This window comes from Corynebacterium sp. H113 (assembly GCF_037572315.1).
In the GTDB taxonomy this organism is placed as follows: Bacteria; Actinomycetota; Actinomycetes; order Mycobacteriales; family Mycobacteriaceae; genus Corynebacterium.
In genome coordinates this window covers 256,029-273,097 of record NZ_JBBHKZ010000003.1, presented here as the reverse complement: position 1 = coordinate 273,097, position 17,069 = coordinate 256,029, and the positions used below count along the sequence as shown (strand labels likewise).

General features: G+C 56.5%; 14 protein-coding genes. 9 read left to right on the top strand and 5 right to left on the bottom strand.

The window, feature by feature from the left end; genetic code table 11:
* The first annotated feature begins 63 nt into the window (after positions 1–63).
* A complete protein-coding gene (gene brnQ / locus WG938_RS07915; protein WP_339979485.1) occupies positions 64–1,476 on the top strand; it encodes a branched-chain amino acid transport system II carrier protein in 1,413 nt (470 codons plus the stop codon).
* A 260-nt stretch (positions 1,477–1,736) separates the two neighbouring features.
* On the opposite strand, the gene WG938_RS07910 is transcribed toward brnQ, so the two are convergent.
* Together WG938_RS07910 and WG938_RS07905 are read right to left on the bottom strand one after the other, a co-directional pair.
* Positions 1,737–1,970, bottom strand: coding sequence for a hypothetical protein (locus WG938_RS07910; protein WP_339979483.1), 234 nt, complete (start codon positions 1,968–1,970; stop codon positions 1,737–1,739).
* Between the two features lie 74 nt (positions 1,971–2,044).
* Complete coding sequence (locus WG938_RS07905) at positions 2,045–4,171, bottom strand: M3 family metallopeptidase (protein WP_339979481.1); 2,127 nt, start codon at positions 4,169–4,171, stop codon at positions 2,045–2,047.
* A gap of 53 nt (positions 4,172–4,224) precedes the next feature.
* On the opposite strand from WG938_RS07905, the gene WG938_RS07900 reads away from it, so the two are divergent.
* Entirely contained in the window at positions 4,225–5,565 is a 1,341-nt protein-coding gene (locus tag WG938_RS07900) for a carboxylesterase family protein (protein ID WP_339979479.1), read from the top strand.
* A gap of 33 nt (positions 5,566–5,598) precedes the next feature.
* On the opposite strand, the gene WG938_RS07895 is transcribed toward WG938_RS07900, so the two are convergent.
* Positions 5,599–5,778 (bottom strand): hypothetical protein, encoded by a 180-nt coding sequence (locus WG938_RS07895; RefSeq protein ID WP_339979477.1) that lies wholly within the window; start codon positions 5,776–5,778, stop codon positions 5,599–5,601.
* 74 nt (positions 5,779–5,852) lie between these two features.
* Between WG938_RS07895 and WG938_RS07890 the strand changes: the two genes are divergently transcribed.
* The 6 genes from WG938_RS07890 (at position 5,853) to WG938_RS07865 (ending at position 13,724) form a co-directional block, all read left to right on the top strand.
* Positions 5,853–6,389, top strand: coding sequence for a PH domain-containing protein (locus WG938_RS07890; RefSeq protein ID WP_339979474.1), 537 nt, complete (start codon positions 5,853–5,855; stop codon positions 6,387–6,389).
* A complete protein-coding gene (locus WG938_RS07885) occupies positions 6,389–7,849 on the top strand; it encodes a PH domain-containing protein (protein WP_339979647.1) in 1,461 nt (486 codons plus the stop codon). The genes WG938_RS07890 and WG938_RS07885 overlap by 1 nt, the downstream gene beginning before the upstream one ends.
* Before the next feature lie 98 nt (positions 7,850–7,947).
* Positions 7,948–9,720, top strand: coding sequence for a maltose alpha-D-glucosyltransferase (gene treS, locus WG938_RS07880; RefSeq protein ID WP_339979472.1), 1,773 nt, complete (start codon positions 7,948–7,950; stop codon positions 9,718–9,720).
* A gap of 5 nt (positions 9,721–9,725) precedes the next feature.
* Positions 9,726–11,168: a maltokinase N-terminal cap-like domain-containing protein gene (locus tag WG938_RS07875; protein ID WP_339979471.1), complete on the top strand. Its 1,443-nt coding sequence runs from the start codon at positions 9,726–9,728 to the stop codon at positions 11,166–11,168.
* Positions 11,169–11,354: 186 nt separating this feature from the next.
* A complete protein-coding gene (locus WG938_RS07870; protein ID WP_339979469.1) occupies positions 11,355–11,702 on the top strand; it encodes a hypothetical protein in 348 nt (115 codons plus the stop codon).
* Between the two features lie 75 nt (positions 11,703–11,777).
* A complete protein-coding gene (locus tag WG938_RS07865; RefSeq protein WP_339979466.1) occupies positions 11,778–13,724 on the top strand; it encodes an ABC transporter ATP-binding protein in 1,947 nt (648 codons plus the stop codon).
* A gap of 22 nt (positions 13,725–13,746) precedes the next feature.
* Here WG938_RS07865 and WG938_RS07860 read toward each other — a convergent pair whose 3' ends face one another.
* Complete coding sequence (locus WG938_RS07860; protein ID WP_445292912.1) at positions 13,747–14,703, bottom strand: diacylglycerol kinase; 957 nt, start codon at positions 14,701–14,703, stop codon at positions 13,747–13,749.
* A 260-nt stretch (positions 14,704–14,963) separates the two neighbouring features.
* Between WG938_RS07860 and WG938_RS07855 the strand changes: the two genes are divergently transcribed.
* Entirely contained in the window at positions 14,964–16,664 is a 1,701-nt protein-coding gene (locus tag WG938_RS07855) for an FAD-binding oxidoreductase (RefSeq protein ID WP_339979463.1), read from the top strand.
* 10 nt (positions 16,665–16,674) lie between these two features.
* Here the strand turns inward: WG938_RS07855 and WG938_RS07850 are convergent, their stop codons facing one another.
* Positions 16,675–16,824, bottom strand: coding sequence for a hypothetical protein (locus WG938_RS07850; protein ID WP_339979461.1), 150 nt, complete (start codon positions 16,822–16,824; stop codon positions 16,675–16,677).
* Between the last annotated feature and the right edge of the window lie 245 nt (positions 16,825–17,069).

Here is a 17,069-nt window from a genome sequence, read left to right as displayed (position 1 = left end):
TGGTTCCACAGCGCGACCTGGTTACATAAAAGAATGCAAACAACGCAGTCTAAAAAGCCTTTGATGACCATCCTTGTCATTGGCTTAATGCTCTTCGCCATGTTCTTTGGTGCCGGCAACCTCATTTTCCCGCCACAACTTGGCGTCGAGGCCGGCACAAACTATGTACCCGCTATTGCTGGTTTCTTGTCCACCGGCGTGCTGCTACCAATGCTCGCAGTGATCGCTGTGGCCGTATCCGGCAACGGCATAGTCGATATTGCTACTCGCGCTGGCAAGGTTTTCGGTCTGGTTTTCTCCATCGCCGTTTACCTGTCCATCGGTGCTTTGTACGCCATTCCTCGCACCGCATCAGTCGCCTTTGAAACTGGTGCTGCCGGGCTGGTCGGCACTGATTCCGCCCTAGCATTGTTCCTCTTTACCGCGATCTTCTTCGCAGTATCTCTGTGGCTGTCGATCCGCCCAAGCGGCATCGTCGACTCCATCGGCCAGTGGTTGACCCCAGTACTCCTTATTCTCATCGTTGCACTTGTCATTGTGGGCACGATGACGCTGACCGGCACTCCCGGTGCGCCAACCGAAAAGTGGGCAGATGCTCCGTACACGACTGGTTTCCTCGAGGGCTACCTCACCATGGACTCTCTCGCAGCACTGGTCTTCGGCATTGTTGTCATTTCCTCACTGCGCCGCCAAGGCATCACTGGACAGTCGAAGGTTGTTACCTCCGCAATTTCCGCTGGTGTCATCGCGGTTATTTTGCTGGGCGCTGTGTACCTCGGCCTCGGTCAGCTTGGCCAGGGTGTCGAAGGTAGCTACGACAACGGTGCTCGGTTGCTTGCCGACGTCGCTACCCAGTCCTTCGGCTCCGCCGGCGCGTGGCTCTTCGCAGGTATCGTGCTGCTTGCGTGCTTGACCACTGCCGTTGGACTCATTACCGCTACCGCCGAGTTCTTTGGCGAGCTTGTGCCGAAGGTTGGCTACAACGGTTGGGCAATCATTTTCACCCTCGCTGGTTTGTTCATGGCTAACCTTGGCCTGAACACCATCATTGGTATTGCTATCCCACTCAACGTGTTCTTGTACCCAGCAGCTATGACGCTGGTATTCATCACCTTGATCCAGGCTGCGTCCAAGTTCAAGTTCGTGTGGTCGTACCGCGTTCCAGTCGCAGTTGCCATGGCGTTCGCCGTTCTGGATCTCGCGCGGACCATCGACTTCGATGTGGCTGAATACGTTCCAGCGCTGGCAAAGTTGCCACTGTACGAACAGTCCCTGTCGTGGGTCTTGCCAACTGTGGTGGCGTTTATCGTGTGCTTCTTCATTGACCGCTCCAAGGGTCTACCTGCACCACTTCCTGGTGTCCGCACCAAGAGCTACGACCTCGCGGAGGAAGACACTCTTACAGAGTCAGATGCAGTTGCTAGCGCAGGCAGTGCTGAAGCTGCCACCGAAAGCGCTGCTGCAAACACGAAGTAGGTAGCTTCGCTAGCGCCGCACAGCACGCAGAACCACACAGCAAACAGCCACTTATGACCGGCTGAGCAACATTTGAGGCGGAAAAACACTCAAAATTGTTGCCGACTCGGCCATAAGTGGCTGTGTTTTTGTTTCAGAGCACTCGCGCCCCGAGTACAAATGCAGTTTCGGGTGCTACCACTGGTACTGAGACAATGCCCCTGCAATGAGCACCAAGAGAATGAGGGCCACCAGTGCGAGCTTGACTCGTGAATTACGCATTAGTTGGTTTCCTCTTCCTTAAGAACAATTTTCTTACGTGGCGTGACTCGTTCCATTTCGTTTTCGACGATGATTTTGCCGAAAACCCGGCCAAACACTGTGTCGATTAGACCTACGAAAAGAAATGCAACGAAACCACCGACAGGCAGCAAGATAAGCAACATCACTGTTACTTGTCCGAGTACGGACAGCTGAGTCAGCCATTGCCCGACTGCGTCCACTACTTCGTTCACGGCCAGCAATGCTACCCCACCTGAATCCCTTGTGAGATACCGGTGGGGTCATCGCCACCTCCCCCTCAGCGATTCTATCCGGCAGTTCCAACGAGTCCGCGACGTTCCAACAACGGACGAATATCCTTGTCCCGGCCTCGGAAATTACGGTACGCCTCGGTGTAATCGATGGAGCCACCGCGCGACAGAATCAAGTCGCGGAAACGCTCACCTCCGGTTCGGGTCGCACCACCGTTGTCCGCAAACCAGCCGAAACCGTCTGCATCCAACACTTCGGCCCACAAGTACGAGTAGTACCCAGCGGAGTAACCACCAGCAAAAATATGGTTGAAGTAGGTCGATGTGTAGCGAGGCGTCAAGTGTTCTACCACCAGTCGATAATCCTCGAGAGCTTCCCGCTCGAACTCCGCGACCACCTGCATAGCCGACTGTGATTCCGCCTTCGTAGCCACTGCTTGAGCCTGTTCCAGCGTCAACGAATGCCACGCCAAGTCGATAGCAGAGGCGCCCAAGTATTCGACCGTCGCAAAGCCTTCGCCTGCGGTGCGCGCAGTTTTGACCTTTGCGACGAGCTCGTCCCGAATCAACTCTCCGGTGTCTGCGTGGAATGCGTAGTTGTTCAGGATCGACGGCTCGAGTGCCCAGTTTTCGTTGATCTGGCTTGGAAATTCCACGAAGTCGCGAGGCACGTTCGTACCGGAGAACGTTGGGTAGCGAACATCCGACAATAGGCCATGGAGCGCATGACCAAACTCGTGGAAGAGAGTGATGACTTCGTCCATGGTGAGCAGGGCCTGTTCGCCCTCCGCTGGTTCCGCGATATTGAGCACGTTCACGACCACCGGGCGGGTGTCCAGAAGTCGCGACTGGTCCATGAACGAGCTCATCCACGCACCACCGCGCTTCGTCGGGCGTGAGTAGTAGTCGGTGATGATGAGGCCGATGCCGGCATCACCAGCGTCGGTGACTTCCCACACCGTTGTGCCCGGCGCGTAACCGGTGAGATCGTCACGGCGGGTCATCGTGATTCCGTACAGCTGGTTGGCCGCGTAGAAAACTCCATCCTCCATGACCCGGTCGAGCTGGAAGTACTGGCGCAGCTCCTCTTCATCGACGGCGAACTCATCGGCGCGACGCAACTGCGCCCAGTAGGGCCAGTCAGCGGCGGTGACTTCTGCTTCGCCAGCGTCAGCAGCTAAGTCGGCAACGCGCTTGTACTCGCCCTCAGCGTTGGCCACTGCAGCAGGTGCGAGATCGGTCAACAGCTTTTTTGCTGCGGCAGCAGAACCAGCGGTTTCGTCAGCAATGACATAGTCAGCGTGAGTGTCGTACCCCAGCAAACGGGCACGTTCCGCGCGCAGCTGCACCATTTCCAGCACGATGTCGGCATTCGCGTCGCCACCGCGAGCACGAGATGCTTCGTACACCTTGGCTCGGGTCGCAGGGCTCTTCAGATCAGCAAGGATGGGCTGAGCCGTTGGCAGGTCCAACGGAATGAGCCAGCCACATTCCTTGTCACTCTTCTTGGCATAACGGGCAAGCGAATCCTTAGCGGACGGGGACAGCCCATCGAGTTCGGCTTCATCGTTAATCTCGACTGCGAGGTCATTTGTGGTGTTCAACAAGTTCTCGCCAAAAGCAGTAGACAGCTGCGACAGACGTGAATTGAGTTCCCTGAGGCGCTTCTTGTCGACGTCGTCAAGATCGGCACCGGCCCGCTGGAACTGGCGACGAATTTTGTCCAACAAACGACGGGCTTCCGCGGAGTCGGCATCGTCACCGGTCGGAGCTGCAACCTGCTTAATACGCTCCCACAGCTCTTTATTCAGCCGAATCGAATCGAGATGAGCGGCGACTTCCGGAGCCACGACCGTTTCGATAGCCATACGCTCGTCAGTGGCATCAGTGCCCGCGACATTGAAGAAGTATGCGGCAACGCGTTCCAGCATACGACCGGACTTTTCCATCGCTTCAATCGTGTTTTCGAAGGTAGGTGTCTCAGGATTAGCGATAATTGCAGCGATCTCGGCTTCGTGGTCTACGAAAGCGGTACGGAAAGCAGGGATAACGTGTTCGTCGCTGATGGCAGCGAAATCTGGCAAACCATACGGCAACGTAGATGGCACCAAAAGCGGATTGTCGGCTACAGGGCGAATGTTCTGACTCGGCTGATCTTGCTGTGCGTTCTGTGCGTCGTTCATAGAGTTCCACTGTAGCGCCGTCGATGTTGACATAGGTTAGGTATATGAAGCCCATGACAGTGACGGCACCCGCTGGCGTACTCACGGGGCTGTGCGACGAAGAACAGACGCTACGTGTCTTTTCCATCCCCTTCGCGTACGCCGAGCCCTATCAGCCATCCGTTCCGCTACGTCCTACCGCGGATCGGCCACGCACCCATGACGGGACGAGTCGACGTATGGATCGCTACGCTGAGCTCGTCCTGTCGGTCACCGCGCCGATGGCTGATCCAGATACTCCAAAGCCGATTTTGCTGTGGATTCATGGAGGTCGCTACGAAATTGGTCATCCTTCCGAACCGTGGTGCGATGGTGGTCATTTTGCTCGGAATGGTGTGGTCATGGTGTCGCTCGGCTATCGCAAGCGACTTGCTGGATTCTGGCGAGACACTCCCCTCGACGATGCTGACACCGATGGAGAGTTAGCCACCGACCTTTCCGCCACCGAGCCGTACCGCGGTGTCGGGGATCTCGTTAACGCTCTCCAGTGGGTTCGCGACAACGCTGCTGCTTTCGGAGGCGATCCCTCCAACATCACTATTTCCGGTCAATCTGCTGGTGCTGCTCTGGCGCTGATGGTTGCCGGCGATCCCCGCACTCGAGGTCAGATTCAGCGAGTGATAGCTATGTCGCCGGCCTTTTCCAGATCGTCAGGTTCTGCTTTTCGACGGTCCCTCCTGTCCACCGCACTCGGACGTAAGGCGACATCGTCAGCACTGGCAGCGGTCGGCCCTGTTCAGGCTGAGCGGGCTTACCGATTAATGGCAGCACCCGCCCCAACGGATCCGGCGGTCGGCCCGCGACTATCCGAGTTCACGCCGACCGTGCCTACTCTCGTCACAGCGACCAGCGAGGAATTTCACGCAACGTGGCAGCTCACGGCAATTGACAGAATCCCGGGATCTGAATACTTCGCTCGAGCTTTTTCACGGCGAATCGGAAACCGTGGGGCCTTCCCGACAGATTTCTACAAGGAACGCCCTTTCGCCTCGATGGTGGGCGATTCGGCAATCCGCTCCAATGCAGTTCGGGTGGCCGATGCCACCGCGAATGCTGGTCTTCCAACGTGGGTTGGCGAATTCCGCCCGGGCAACGGCGTCGGCACTGGGCCTGATGGGAAGCCAACCACTGGCGCTCCACACTGTATTGAGTTGCCACGTTTCTTCGGTCGCGAAGCCGGGCACCCATTTCACGACCAAGTCGTGTCATTTATCAGGACCGGCTCACCTGGCTGGGAAACCTACGACGAGCCCGCCCGCCTATCCCATATTTGGTCTGGTGGCGGTGCTGAGTGCGAGGAGTCGTCGGAAAGCGATCCATGGAAGGCAGTGCGCGAACTATTTGTGAAAAGCTAGCTGCCGCCCCTGGTCAGCACTAGCTCGCCAGCCTTAGCTCGCCAGCACGACCTGGAACAGCTGCCAGCACGACAGCAAGGTGATCAGCGTGATGAGAACAGCCCAGATCAGCTTGTATTTGCTGAAGAAGTTGTCGTCGGATTCCCCGCGCGGATGGTCCTCCGAATCCGGATTGTTGGGATCGAAATCATCGTCGAAACGTCGAATAATCATGGCCCCATCATGCCAGTTCGCCACGTGAAAATGCAGACACTTCTACAGCCACTGTGGCAGGTAGTGTTGAAACTATGAACACCAATAACCCACAGGTGGATCTCCTAAATCCCGATGACCCTCGGCTCATTCAGGTGTCCCCAAAGTACGCCACCGTGCGTCGAATCACAGCCGCAATCTTGTTCGGGCCACTACTCATTGCAGCCGTCATCGTGGCGATTTTGTCGATGACCATCATTCCTGCCGCGGATGCACCGTATTTGACGTTAGTTGCATGGATTGGGGCGGCCCTTGTGCTCGTACTGTGGGTGTGGGATTTCTGGTTGATTGGCCGGCAAGTTTCTGCGCATCGCTACCTCGAAGGCGCCGAGGATTTTTTCGTCGCCAAGGGCCGCTGGTGGCGCAGCGTCACGGTTGTACCTTACGGCCGTATTCAGTTCGTTGATCTCACCGAAGGCCCCCTGCTTCGCGCATTCGGACTGGCACGCTTGAAGCTCAACACCGCATCGGTGACATCAGATGCCGCCATCGTTGGTATTCCACGCGAAGAGGCACAAGCGATTCGCGAACGACTATCCAACCGGGCTCGCGAACGCATGGCAGGTCTGTGATGGAAACGCAGCGTCACCAAGTTCATCCGCTCACACCTATCCTGACCGGCATTCGCTTCATCGTGCTCGCTGGCGTGGCCATCCTGGCGAATTCCTTTGAATTAGTCAGGTTGTTTTTCACATGGTTGCGCGAAGATACTCTGTGGGCAATGCTCGCCCTCACTGGCGGCTTTGTGTTGTTGGTCCTTGTCGTCGGCCTATTTTCCTGGATTTCCTGGAAGTACCGCTTCTACGAGCTTTCCGACGAAGAAGTCCGCATTGGTGCAGGTTGGCTTTTCAGGACTCGTCGTAACGCGCGGTTCGACCGAGTTCAGGCAATCGATATTAATCAGCCACTACTCGCCAGGCTCGTGGGATTGGCAGAACTGAAAGTCGAAACAGCCGGTGGTCAGAATTCTGATCTGACCATTAAGTATCTCAAGGTTGATCAATGTAAGGCGCTTCGCCAAGAGATCTTGGAGGCAACTCGCAGAGGGAAGCAGGAAGCTGCGCTTTCGCCAACGGAAACTGACGGTGAATCCTGGGCCCTAGCACCTTCCCATGGGAAGACAGAAAGCGTGACGGCGGACGGTGAGACGGCAGCCAGTGTTGAGCCACAGCACGAGACTGTCCTCAACGGTCCCGTCGATCCGGTCACGCTATTCGTTTCGCTGATCCTCGGTCCGATTCTGCTGCTCGGTGTTCTCTTCGCCGTTGGGCTCGTTGTCGTTGGCATTATCATCGTGGTTCTCGCAGCCACGAAGCTATCGTGGGCCGGCGTCGTCGGTGTCGCTGGGGGCTCTCTTCTCACCACTGGAATCAGTTTGGCTATCTACCTCGCTACAATCGTGATGGTTGTCTGGGGCCTGTGGAGCACGTCGTACGGATTCACTCTTTCCACTGACGATGAGGCTGAACGGCTCCACATTCGCGCCGGGCTGCTGTCGACGCGTCGGCAAACAATTCCTATCCATCGGCTCCACGGATTCCGTGTCATCCAACCACTGTGGTGGAAACGCCGTCAGTGGGCGAAAGCGCATATGTCTGTGGCAGGGTACGGCGCTGATGAGCAAGCCCCAACAGCCCTCATCCCAGTCGATGACACCGTGCGGGTCGATGAAACTGTCGACCAAATCATTGACCGAATCACTGAACAGCCACGCCTTGCACCAGAGTTAACGCTGGCCTCTCCACGTCAAGCACGGTGGTTATCCCCAATCGACTGGAAACAACAGAAAGTCATTGTTGGTCCGCGTGCACTCGTCGTCACGCATGGTCGGTTGTGGAATGTCACCACTATTGTTCCGTGGGATCGAATTCAGGGTTTTACGACACACACCGGACCAATTTCGAAGGCACTGGGATTAGTCACTGTTGAAATTGATATGGTTCCAGGCCCGGTTAAGCCTAAAGCGCGACAGTTGTCTCTCGCGGATGCTGAAAAGCTTGTGAGCATTGTGAATGCTCGACATGTGCGCTAGTTCGCCACCTGTCTTTAATCGCGTTTACGGTGGGATTCTGCGCCAGTTTCCACAAAATTCCACTGCGCTGATCGCCATTTCCTCCTACCGTGGTTTGCATGAATGATTGGTACCGCAGTGCAGTTTTCTACGAAGTGCTGGTTCGCGCATTCAACGATTCAGATAACAACGGGTCTGGCGACCTGCGCGGATTAACCGAGAAACTCGACTACGTGCAATGGCTCGGAGTCGATTGTCTCTGGCTTCCGCCTTTCTACGATTCCCCGCTCCGCGATGGTGGCTACGACATTCGCGATTTCCGCGCAGTGCTTCCGGAGTTCGGTACCGTCGACGATTTCAAAACGCTTCTCGACGAAGCCCATGCCCGTGGCATCCGCGTGATTACCGACTTGGTCATGAATCACACCTCCGATACCCACGAGTGGTTCCAAGAATCACGAATGAACCCGGATGGCCCTTACGGCGACTTTTACGTATGGACAGATGATCCCGAGCAGTACTCCGGTGCCCGCATTATCTTCGTCGACACCGAAGAATCCAACTGGACCTACGATCCAGTTCGCGGTCAGTACTACTGGCACCGTTTCTTCTCCCACCAGCCGGACTTGAACTACGACAATCCAGCCGTGCAGGAAGCAATGCTCGACGTCCTCCGCTTCTGGTCCGACCTTGGCATTGATGGTTTCCGATTGGATGCTGTGCCGTACCTCTTCGAGCGAGAAGGCACTAACTGTGAGAACTTGCCTGAAACGCATGATTTCTTGAAGCGCTGCCGCGCCGTCATGGATAACGAGTACCCAGGTCGCGTGCTGCTCGCAGAAGCGAACCAATGGCCAGAAGATGTCGTCGAGTACTTCGGCGACCCGGCCACTGGTGGCGATGAGTGCCACATGGCATTCCACTTCCCGCTGATGCCTCGTATTTTCATGGCGGTTCGCAAGGAATCCCGCTTCCCTATTTCTGAGATCCTCGAGTCCACCCCGGACATCCCAGAAACTGCGCAATGGGGAATCTTCCTGCGAAATCACGATGAGCTAACTCTGGAAATGGTCACCGATGCAGAACGCGACTACATGTATCGCGAGTATGCGAAGGACCCTCGAATGAAAGCGAACATAGGCATTCGACGTCGTCTAGCTCCGTTGCTCGATAATGACCGCAACCAGCTGGAGCTATTTAACGCGATGTTGCTGTCGCTGCCTGGCTCACCAGTTCTCTACTATGGCGATGAAATCGGCATGGGCGACAATATTTGGCTGGGCGACCGCGATGGTGTTCGCACCCCAATGCAGTGGTCCCCAGACCGCAACGCCGGTTTCTCCAAGTGTGATCCGGGACGGCTGTACTTGCCGACGGTTCAAGATGCGACATACGGATACCAGGCCATCAATGTCGAGAATCAATCCACGTCAAAGAACTCTTTGCTGAACTGGGTGCGGCGATTGATTCATGTGCGCAAGCGGTACAACGCGTTCGGGTTGGGTGATTTCCGAGAACTCGACAACGCAAACCCAAGCGTGTTCACGTACCTACGCGAGTACGACGGCGAGCGCATTTTGTGTGTCAATAACCTGTCTAAGTATCCGCAGGCAGTCGAGCTCGATCTATCTGAGTTCGCACGCAGCACACCGATCGAACTAACCGGATCCATTCCGTTCCCAACAATCGATTCGACACCGTACCAAGTCACCTTGCCGGGTCACGGTTTCTACTGGTTCGAGTTGGAAGCACCACCCGAAGCTCCCTCCGTGGAAGCGTCTTCTGCTGCGCCGACGGTTCCTGTAGCGCAAGCTATTTCTGACGCACCAGTTCCAGCGACTGCCACCGGCAACACCACTGATGTTCCCACCACAGATTCGAAGAAGGGCTAATTGCGATGAGCCACGTTGAGATTCCCTCCACAGACCTAATCGCTGCTGAGTTGGCGCATACGCTGCCTTCCTTGCGATTCTTCGCCGATAAGGCTGCCGACATCGAGGCAATTGAGATTATCGATTCGTCACCAGCAATCCGTGACCACGCCACGGCGCCAGATGTTGACATGGTGATTGTTGCTGTGCGAACGGCAGCTGCGTCGCCGACGTACCAGCTTCCCATCGCCTGGGCACACGGATTGCCAGACCATGAGACGTCGACACCACCTGCCATGTTGGTCAACGGCGACGGTGTCATCGGCTATGACGCGCTCGGCGATGCCGACTGCGTCACGGCACTGGGACAAGAACTACTAAAGACCGGCTCGCTGGGCGCGATGAAGCTTCGTCGCGTTCCTGGTACGGAGTTGAATGTGCCGGAGCATGGTCGTCCAATGGGGGTCGAGCAGTCCAATACATCGGTCATCTTCGACGATGCCGTGATGTGCAAATTCTTCCGCCGCCTACATCCAGGCACGAATGCCGATGTCGAGTTGCTCGCTGCCCTTTCTACGTCCAACTGCGAATCCGTACCGCACCTTTTCGGTTGGATCGAATTAGAGATCGGCGACGACTCCAACACGGATACCTATACCACCGCCATGTTGCAGTCCTTCTTGCCGAACTCTGCAGACGGCTGGGCAATGGCGCTGACCTCTGTGCGCGATGTAATTCGCGACCCACTGACCGACATCGGCGACCTCGGTACTGACTTCGATACTGAAGCATTGCAACTCGGTCAAGCCGTTGCAGAAGTCCATGCCCACCTGGCCGCTGCCCTGCCTGCTAATCGCACGGTATCCGGAGAGGAACTCGTCGCTCCCATGCGTGAGCGCCTCACTCACGTCGCACAGCTTGTTCCAGAAATCGCCGAGCGTGCAGACGCAGCAGAAAAGGTCTTCGTCGCTGCAGCCGAAGCTGTGTCGAAGGACGGAGTCGTCGTCCAGCGAATTCATGGCGACCTGCACCTGGGGCAAGTCTTACGTACGCCACGACACTGGCTGCTCATTGACTTCGAGGGGGAGCCGTCGCGTCCGTGGGAGGAGCGCCGTCTACCGGATCACCCACTACGCGACATCGCAGGTATGATCCGTTCTTTCGACTACGCCGCGCACTTCCCGCTTCTCGCAGGACGCGATGATTCCGCTACCGCTCGCCAGCGCGTCGCCGAGTGGGCTTCACGTAATATCGCTGAATTTCTTCGCGGTTACTCGCAGATCGACCCGGATGCAGAAGTGTCGACCTCCGCTCCCGATTCCGGATCGCTTTTCGACGAGCGCCTCCTGAACGCTTTCATCCTCGATAAAGCCATTTACGAGTGCTTGTATGAAGCCCAGAATCGCCCAGATTGGCTGGAGCTGCCTTTGGCTGCGGTGCAGCGTCTTCTCAACGAAGACTTGACATAAAGTAGACCGCTTAGTCTAGAGTGGGGTCAGGTCCAGAAGGAAAGTGACTTTTGCCCGGGACAAAGCCGTCCACTTTCCTGGCAACCGCGGTGCGAGCCCACGGTACCCTTCCACTCCCGGGGATACGACCTGCCACCGTGCACACCGCACGGTCGGAAGCACTCGACTCTGGAAGGTTCTACCCGCATGACTACTGCAATCCTCAACACTCCTTACGCAGCGCCCAAGGCACTCACCCCACCGCCTAACGACGACGCAGTCACGCTTCTCGTCGCCGATACCTACGCCACTGCTCTGGGCGACATCTTGGTCACCGTCGAACCGGACTCCGGTCGCCGAGTTGATCTGCATAAGCCTGGCGAATTCCACTGGGTTACCCGCTGTGCGCACGGCATTGTGGTGGACCGTGCTGCAGTGTGGGCGGAGCCGTCGTCACGCGCGCAGACTGAGCCACGGAAAGTCACGGTGTGGATTGAAAACGTCGCCCATGGCACCTGGTGGACGGATAGCGCAACGAACGCAGTTGTTTACTAATCAGCCATTGGCACTACAGTTGGCATCGTCCTTACTTCGACGTCTATCTACGCTCTGCGCGAAGGAGCTTTCGTAGTGCAATCACTTGCGCGAATTCTCGGCACCACCAAGGTGCTGTGGCCTTTTTACGTCGGCATTATTGTGTGCTCACTGCTCACCGCGGTGGCCACACTAATCAGCCCATTCCTGGTGCGCGATGCAACAGATGCGATCGTGTCTGCTATCTCTGATTCTGGCCCGAATGGCCCGGCACAAAGTGTGCTCGAAAAGGCTACGACGACAGTGTTGTGGCTGACAGCGGGCTTGCTCATTGCTGACTTGTCGCAGACCATCATCCACAATATTGGTGGCTACTTGGGCGATATTATGACCGCCCGGATGCGCGAAATCTTGTCGACGCGCTATTTCGCAAAGCTTCTCGGCTTGCCACAGCGCTACTTCGACAACCAGGTGACAGGCACGATTATCGCCCGCCTGGAGCGATCAATTACGAACATCACGCAGTTCCTCCAGACGTTCTCTAACAACTTCTTCCCCATGCTGCTCACTATCGCCGCAGTATTGGCGATTACTGGTTGGCACTACTGGCCGCTGGCCGTCCTACTGGTGTTGGTGTTCCCCACCTACATGTGGTTGACGGCTCTGACTTCGAAGAAATGGCAAAAGATCGAGGGCGAGAAAAACAAGGAGATCGACGCCGCTGGTGGTCGTTTCGCCGAGGTTATCGGCCAAGTGAAGGTTACTCGTTCTTTCACTGCCGAGATGCGTGAGATTTTCAACTTTGGTCGGCACTTCGACACGACAGTGTCGTTGTCGCGCAAGCAGTCCTCGTGGTGGCACCAGATGGACTCCATTCGCGGTGCCATCTTGAATCTCATCTTCGCTGGCATCTATGTGATGATTTTCCTGCGCACCCTCCACGGCGAGTTCACCATCGGCACCATGATTATGCTGATTCAGCTGGTCAATATGGCCCGCCAACCAGCAACGATGATGAGCTTCATTGTTGATGCTGCACAACGCGCAATTGCTGGCTCCAAGGACTACTTCCACGTCATGGAGCTAGATCCAGAGCCTTCGGCAACGAAGGCTCTGCTCGATGCGGCTGAAACCAACGGCGAAATCCGTACTGGTGCACAGGGCTTCGATCAGCCAGGCACGAAGTTGAGTGTCGACGGCGTCACTGACGCACTGGCATTCAATAACGTCACCTTCGAGTACGAAAAAGACAACGCAGTGTTGACCGATGTGACGTTCTCCGCTGCGCCGGGCGAAAAGATCGCTCTCGTCGGTGAGTCCGGTGGTGGCAAATCCACCATTGTGAATTTGCTGCTCGGCTTCTACCAGCCAACCAAGGGCGACATTACGGTGTGCGACACCTCTGCAGCCACCATGTCAATCTCGGATCTACGAGCCACCACCGGCGTCGTCTTCCAGGACGCGGCACTGTTCTCCGGCACAATCCGGGAAAACATCGCGTACGGTCGCCCGGCAGCCTCCGACGAGGAAATTATTGACGCCGCCCGGCGCGCAAACGCTCATGACTTCGTCGTGAAGTTCAAGGACGGCTACGACACCATGATCGGCGAACGCGGACTCAAACTCTCTGGTGGCCAGAAGCAGCGAATCGCGATTGCCCGCGCGATCCTGAAGGACGCTCCAGTGCTGATTTTGGACGAGGCAACGTCTGCTCTCGATACCAAGGCAGAGCGCGAAGTTCAGCACGGTCTCGAGCAGTTGATGGAGGGTCGTACAACTCTCATCATTGCGCACCGCTTGTCGACGATTTCGGATGTAGACACCATCGTCACATTGAAGGATGGCCACGTGCATGAGATCGGCTCCCCAGCTGAGCTTGCCCAATCCGGTGGTATCTACGCCGAGCTGCTGCGCCTGACTGCATCGGCATCGGCTGCAGACCGCAAGCGTCTACGCGAGTTCGGCCTCAAAGACGGCATGACCGACGACGAAGAGGACGCTGACGTTGATGTCGACAACGACACCGCCGACGCGAGCCGCTAGCGCCCCGGTGGTCTAGCTTCGGCTACGGGCGCGGCACCAAAAACTTGCCCGCGCCCGGCACGATCTCCACCGTCACTGGAAGCTTCGCCATGTACTCGCCGTCAGCATAAACGCTCAGATCCTCACCATTGCCCACGTACTCTACGTGGGCCTTTTTCGCTCTATGCGTTGTCACTTCGTCGTACTCAACATGCTTCCCCGAGAACACGCTGCTCAGCGCCCGCCCCGCACGAAGTCGGCTAGCTTTGCCGACGACCGTAATGTCCATCACCCCATCGCAATGGTTCGCTGCCGGACAAATCAGCATGCCACCTCCGTACGATCGGGTGTTGCCGAATGCAGCCAAGGTGATCTCGTCATCGAGCACGACATCGTCGTCAAGCGTGATCCGAAACGGCAACGCCTTGAAGTTGACGAACTCGCGTGCGAGAGCCAAATGATAACGGTTCTTTCCGTGTGGCCAGGACATCGTGTTCGCGCGGTCCGTGACTAGCGAGTCAAAGCCGGAGCACATGATCGTGCCGAACCACATTTGCTTGCCCTCTGCATCAGTGATGCGGGCGAGGTCTGTATGAGTCCAAAAACCGTCGGCGATGACGCGCGCAGCGGCGCGGGCATCATGGCGAGGAATCGAGTACTCGCGTGCATGGTCGTTTCCAGTTCCCGACGGAATGAGCCCAAGTGGCATGCCACTGCCCGCTTGTTCCTGCAATGCAAGATTGACTAGACCATCGCCGCCCACGACCACGAGCGCGTCAAAGCGGTCATCAGCGATGACCTCGGACATCATGTGGCGAGCATCATCAGGGCTGGAACCTTGCAGCGTAACGACGTCGACATCACGTTCTACGAATGCCTCGACCGCATGCTGAGCTGCTCGATGTGCCATACCTGAGCCGGCTAATGGATTGACGACGAGCGCCACCGTCTCAATCTGAGCGAAACCCAGCGGATAGGCATTGCCCGACAGCCCATGCACGAGTGGCTTTCCTGGTGTTTGCACATCATCCGCACTGTGTGACGATGAAGAGTCGTCAATCACGTGGCCTCCTCAATCAAGCTTCACCGAAACAGCTTTCCTATGCTGACAGAAACTAGCGGATTGAGATAACTTTGGGACAATTTTCGAAAAATTGTAAATTCAGAGCCAATTTTAGGGATGCTAGAACGCGCAACTGCTAAGACTTGTTTTTATACACACTGCGTTTCTTACACACAGCGTTAGGCGGAGATCGCTCAATGACAATCGACGACCACCCTGGTAAGCCACTACACCGAATGCGATGGTGGGGTTGGGGAACTGACGGACACGACAAGCCACTTACGCCGAGTGCCATCGCTCTCTTGGAGCGGGATATCGAGATGGATCGGCACGCTTCGAATCCCCCACCGGCCATCGACGACGTCACCATTCCCGACAGTCGTTTGACCTCCGATGCTGTGGAGGCGATTCAATCCGTTGTCGGCGCCGACAACGTCGCTGTCGACCACGACACCCGAGTACAGCACAGCGTCGGGCGCAGCTACCCTGACCTCGTCCGATTGCGTGCCGCCGATTTGCCTGATGCCCCGGACGCAGTCGTCTATCCACAGACCGAAGAAGCACTGCTCGAGCTCCTTCAGCTCTGCTCCGAACAGAAAATCGCTGTTGTTGCCTTTGGCGGAGGAACATCCGTGGTTGGCGGTGTGGAGTCATCCTCCGCTGGGTTCACCGCTGCAATTGCAGTATCGACCGCAGCTTTTAACAAGGTGCTGCACATTGATCGCGAGGCCGAAACAGCCACAGTCCAGTGTGGCGTATATGGACCGGACCTCGAGAAAACCCTGAACGACGAGGGCTTCACCTGCGGTCATTTCCCACAGTCTTTCGAGTTCTCCACGGTCGGCGGTTGGGTGTCGTGCCGCTCTGCTGGGCAAGAGTCGTCCGGGTATGGACGAATTGATCGAAACGTCATCGGACTTCGTGTAGTCACCCCACAGGGCATCATGCAATTCCGGGACATGCCGTCGTCAGCCGCTGGCCCCGATCCACGTGAGCTATTTCTGGGGTCAGAGGGGACACTGGGAATCATTACCCAGGTTACGTTGCAGCTGCATCGGAAGACCAAGAAGATGCTCTTCGATACATACTTCTTCCCCAACTTTGAAGCGGGTACTCGCGCGCTTCAGCAGCTCGAGCAGTCCGGAGCAACACCACACCTGGCACGGCTATCCGATGAAAAAGAGACAGCCTTTGGCATCGCACAACTTGGAAACTCCACGATTCAAACGAGACTGAAGAAGTATCTTCAACTTCGTGGCATGTCGACCCCTTGTATGGCTATCTTCGGTTTCACTGACAGCTCTGGACGCGCAGCCCGCCTCGCACGGGAGAAGCTCGCACTGGCGTTTGCACGACAGCACTGCGTACGCCTTGGCAGTGTCCCGGGAATGATGTGGGTAGACCATCGATTCACCTCCCCATATCTGCGCGATGTCCTCATGACCAAGCGTGTTGGTGTCGACACCTTGGAAACAGCAACGACCTGGGGTAACGTCGCAAAGCTGAAAGCCGAAGTCACGAGCGCGATGGAAGCAGCAGCGCAGAAACACGGCACGCCAGCCTACGTTTTCTGCCATATTTCGCACACGTACCGCACAGGATGTTCGCTGTACTTCACGTACTTCTTCCGGGAAAAGGAAGGCGAAGAAATTCAGCAGTGGATCGATATCAAGACTGCTGCCGGTGATGCCATCATGAGTCATGACGGGACGATTACTCATCATCACGGCATTGGCCGCGATCACTGTCCACAGTTCTACGAAGAGAACACCGAACTATTTGCTCAGGCGCTCCGCGCGGTGAAACGCGAGTTCGATCCGGCCGGAATTCTCAACCCAGGAAAGCTAGCGAGCGGCCCGCGAACGTTGAACGAGGCCTACAGCCAAGACCCCAGCTAGTGGTTTCGAATTAGGAAATAAGAGTCACGAGATCACTGGAAAGGATCTCGGGACTCGACGGTCCGTCATAAATGAACAGCGAAACGTACTCGTCGAGAGTGAATGGAGAAATCGACGCGACTGGCGTGGTTTCCGCAGCAGCTTGGATAGCAGAAGACATGGTGTTGTTGCCTAAAAGTCAGAGTGCAGGTCAATTGATTGATCTGAAACGTCCGCGTGGCAAACTCAAAAAGGCAGCTGTGTAGCAGGCATAACCTGCGCGCACACTAGCCGAGACTTCTACGGAGTTGCGACGCGGACAGGAGACAACAACACAGCTGCGACGATGGATCGCGGTGGAACAATGCCAGCGAATTTTCCATCAGCGTGTCTCCTTCCTAACTCGGCAACTCTTTCCTTTTTCAC

Coding starts and splice junctions, on each gene's coding strand:
- brnQ (WP_339979485.1), top strand. CDS start 64: ATGACCATCCTTGTCATTGGCTTAATGCTCTTCGCCATGTTCTTTGGT.
- WG938_RS07905 (WP_339979481.1), bottom strand. CDS start 4,171: ATGAACGACGCACAGAACGCACAGCAAGATCAGCCGAGTCAGAACATT.
- WG938_RS07900 (WP_339979479.1), top strand. CDS start 4,225: ATGACAGTGACGGCACCCGCTGGCGTACTCACGGGGCTGTGCGACGAA.
- WG938_RS07895 (WP_339979477.1), bottom strand. CDS start 5,778: ATGATTATTCGACGTTTCGACGATGATTTCGATCCCAACAATCCGGAT.
- WG938_RS07890 (WP_339979474.1), top strand. CDS start 5,853: ATGAACACCAATAACCCACAGGTGGATCTCCTAAATCCCGATGACCCT.
- WG938_RS07885 (WP_339979647.1), top strand. CDS start 6,389: ATGGAAACGCAGCGTCACCAAGTTCATCCGCTCACACCTATCCTGACC.
- treS (WP_339979472.1), top strand. CDS start 7,948: ATGAATGATTGGTACCGCAGTGCAGTTTTCTACGAAGTGCTGGTTCGC.
- WG938_RS07875 (WP_339979471.1), top strand. CDS start 9,726: ATGAGCCACGTTGAGATTCCCTCCACAGACCTAATCGCTGCTGAGTTG.
- WG938_RS07870 (WP_339979469.1), top strand. CDS start 11,355: ATGACTACTGCAATCCTCAACACTCCTTACGCAGCGCCCAAGGCACTC.
- WG938_RS07855 (WP_339979463.1), top strand. CDS start 14,964: ATGACAATCGACGACCACCCTGGTAAGCCACTACACCGAATGCGATGG.
- WG938_RS07850 (WP_339979461.1), bottom strand. CDS start 16,824: ATGTCTTCTGCTATCCAAGCTGCTGCGGAAACCACGCCAGTCGCGTCG.